This window comes from Pseudomonas sp. XP1 (assembly GCF_053557675.1).
On record NZ_JBNRIJ010000061.1, the window covers coordinates 1 to 3,090 of the forward strand.

Consider the following 3,090-nt stretch of genomic DNA (forward strand, 5'->3'; position numbering starts at 1 on the left):
GGCTTCGCCCGTGTTCGCGGGCAAGCCCGCTCCCACAGGGATCACGCCAGCTTTTAGAAATTGAGCAAGACAGTTGCTCCCACAACGTCTGCGCTGGATTCAGGACAGGTGCTGTACCTGTGGGAGCCGGCTTGCCGGCGATCACCGGCGCAGCCGGTGCCAGTCACCGAGTCGCCTGCTTCGCGGGCTTGCCCGCTCCCACACGCACTGTGCTGGATTCAAGACAGGTGCTGGACCTGTGGGAGCCGGCTTGCCGGCGAACACCGGCGCAGCCGGTGCCAGATACCGAGTCGCCTGCTTCGCGGGCTTGCCCGCTCCCACAGGTTCTGTGCTGGGTTCAAGATAGGTGCGTACCTTTGGGAGCTGGCTTGCCGGTGATCACCGGCACAGCCGGTGCCAGACACCGAGTCGCCTGCTTCGCGGGCTTGCCCGCACACAGGTTCTGTGCTGGATTCAAGACAGGTGCGTACCTGTGGGAGCCGGCTTGCCGGCGAACACCGGCGCAGCCGGTGCCAGGCACCGCGTTGCCTGCTCGCGGGCAAGCCCGCCCCTACATACGGATTTGCTGGCCCGTGAGGCGGTGGTCAGTAGGAAGCCACCACGATGGACACCCGCCGGTTCTCGGTACGCCCGGCACTGGTGCGGTTGTCCGCCACCGGTTGACTACTGCCCAACCCACGGCTCTGGATGTTCTGCGCCTGCATGCCTACCCCGACCAGCGCCTTGGCCACGCTCTGCGCGCGGCGCTCGGAGAGTTGCTGGTTATACGCCGCCTTGCCGGACGCGTCGGCATGCCCATCCACCCGCACGCCCTGGATACCAACGCCAAGCAGCGCCTTGCCAATACGCTCGACAATCGCCTGGCTCTGGCTGTTGAGGCTGTCCAGGTCGCTGCCGAACAGCACCTTGCCGGACAAATCGTAGGCCCAGCCTTCGTCGGTCGGGGTAAAGCCTTCGCGCTTGAGCACGGCAATCTGTTCGGCGGTCAGGCCTTTGGGCGGAGCGCTCTGGCAGCCGGGCAGCGCCAGCACGGCAAGCAACAAGGCCCAAAGAGGGAAACGCAAAGCCTGTATCACGGGTTCAACTCCTGTTCTTGATTTCGCTGGCGGACCGCTCCGTCTGCGCCACTTGCCAATGGCCACGGCGTTTGCGCTTGGCCTGGTACATCGCCGCATCGGCGGCATTCAGAAGGCTGGCGGGGTCGGCGCCGTCATCCGGGTAATAGGCAATACCAACACTCAACGAAGTGGCGATACTGCGGCCGCTGTCCAGCTGCACCGGCAACTTCATGCTGGCAATGATCTTCTCGGCAATGTGCTCGGCGTCCAGGCGCGAATGCAAAGGCGTCAGCAGCACGGCGAACTCATCGCCACCCAGGCGCGCCACAAGGTCGTGCTCGCGCAGTTGGGCACGCACGCGGTCGGCCACGCTTATCAGCACTTCGTCGCCCACCGCATGGCCGAGGGTGTCATTGATCTGTTTGAAGTGGTCGCTGTCGAGGAACAGCAACGCCAGGTGATCCTGCTGCCGTTCGGCATTGCGCACGCTACGGCTCAGGCGCCCCTCGAAGAAGGCACGGTTGGGCAGGCCGGTCAGGCTGTCGTGGCTGGCCTGGTGGGCCAGGGTCTGGTTTTCGTTCTGCAGGTGGCTGTGCCATACCTCCAGTTCGTCCAGCAGGGCGTTGAAGTCATTGCCCAGTTCGTTGAGCTCGGCAATCGGCGCCTCCGGCACGCGCCGGTCGAAACTGCGCTCGCGGCGGGCGGCGTGGGCAACACTGGCCAGGCCACGCAGCGGGCGGACGATATCGCTGAGCAGACGCCGCGACAGGTATTGGGCAGCCAGGGCGCTGAGCACCGTGCAGAACAGGATGCCGGCCAGCCCGCTGAACAGAAACAGCAACAGGCTACGCCCTTGGCCAACCAGTTCGATGCGCCCGACTTGCTGTTGCTGGTGCGTGATCGGCAGGTTGATCGGCTCATCCAGCAGGGCGGTGGCCACCTGCGCCTCCAGCCGCGCGAGCACGCCGGTATCGCTGCGCTGCCAATGCGCCAACTGCTCACCTTCGTTGTTGAAGACCTTGGCTTCAGCCACTTCCTCGGTACTGGCAATCAGCGCCAGCGATTCATTGGCCGCAGCGCTGTCGTCAAACACCACCGCCGCTTCCACGGTGTAGCTGATCGAGCGGGCGATCAGGTGCAGGTTGTCATTGGCATAGACGCGCAGGGCAAGCACGCCCAGCAGGGTCAGGGATATGCCGGCCAGGCCAACGGCGAGCAAGGCGACGCTGAGGTGGCCACGGCCGAGCACCGAGCGCAGGGTCGGGCGCGCGGCGCGCTTGCGGGTTGGTTTCATGGTTGCACCGCCCGGCGCCGCGACAATTGCAGCACGCTAGGGTGAATGCGCACGCCGGAGCGTGCCACCGAGTCGAGGTTGACTTCAAAGGCTACCTGCTGGTCGCTGACCCGCAAGCAGAACAGGCTACCGACCGTGCACGGGTCGTCTGCCTCGCTGATGCTCAGCACTGGGTGGCCACTGACGCGCTCGAACAACCGGTCGCGCTTGCCCTGGTCGAGCTTGCCGATGTAGATGGCGTCGCAGGCCTGGGCGACCTGACTATCGTCTGCCAGCAGCCGCCGCACCTGCAGCGGTCGGCCGGACTCCTGCACATGGCCTTTGATCAGGTCATCGGCATACTCGGTAGGGCCGACCAGGCACAGGCGCAACGGTGAGGGTTCCACAGGCCAGCGGGCATAGCTGAAGATGCCCAGCACCACCTGGGTGACGGCCTTGGCACGCTGCTGCGCCTGGGCGGCAGTTATGGCGGGGTCTGCCTGGGCCGGGCCTGCGGAAAGGAACAGGGCGGCCAGCAATAGCGAAAGCACACAGCTCGTCACCCGCCTTGCGGCCACTTTCATGTGGAAAATCTCTTGAGGCCCTTTCCGATATCGGCGCAACGATAGCACATGGCCGCATCAATGTAGGTACGAGCTGCTTTACGCACGGGGACTGATGCCCTCATCGCCGGCAAGCCAGCTCCCACAGGGAACTCCACAACCCTTGAGGGCAGCGCTGTACCTGTGGGAGCTGGCT

General features: G+C 65.0%; 3 protein-coding genes. All 3 read right to left on the reverse strand.

Annotated elements, in window-relative coordinates; all coding sequences use genetic code 11:
* Positions 1 to 584: 584 nt before the first annotated feature.
* The 3 genes from ACK1U9_RS25260 to ACK1U9_RS25270 are packed head-to-tail and all read right to left on the reverse strand — an operon-like array spanning position 585 to position 2,915.
* On the reverse strand, positions 585 to 1,076 hold the full coding sequence (locus ACK1U9_RS25260) for an OmpA family protein (protein ID WP_085602284.1): 492 nt from the start codon (positions 1,074 to 1,076) through the stop codon (positions 585 to 587).
* 4 nt (positions 1,077 to 1,080) lie between these two features.
* Positions 1,081 to 2,352, reverse strand: coding sequence for a diguanylate cyclase domain-containing protein (locus ACK1U9_RS25265; RefSeq protein ID WP_046616380.1), 1,272 nt, complete (start codon positions 2,350 to 2,352; stop codon positions 1,081 to 1,083).
* Positions 2,349 to 2,915, reverse strand: a complete 567-nt coding sequence (locus ACK1U9_RS25270; RefSeq protein WP_046616381.1) for a YfiR family protein — start codon at positions 2,913 to 2,915, stop codon at positions 2,349 to 2,351. The genes ACK1U9_RS25265 and ACK1U9_RS25270 overlap by 4 nt, the downstream gene beginning before the upstream one ends.
* Positions 2,916 to 3,090: the final 175 nt, after the last annotated feature.

Coding starts and splice junctions, on each gene's coding strand:
- ACK1U9_RS25270 (WP_046616381.1), bottom strand. CDS start 2,915: ATGAAAGTGGCCGCAAGGCGGGTGACGAGCTGTGTGCTTTCGCTATTG.
- ACK1U9_RS25265 (WP_046616380.1), bottom strand. CDS start 2,352: ATGAAACCAACCCGCAAGCGCGCCGCGCGCCCGACCCTGCGCTCGGTG.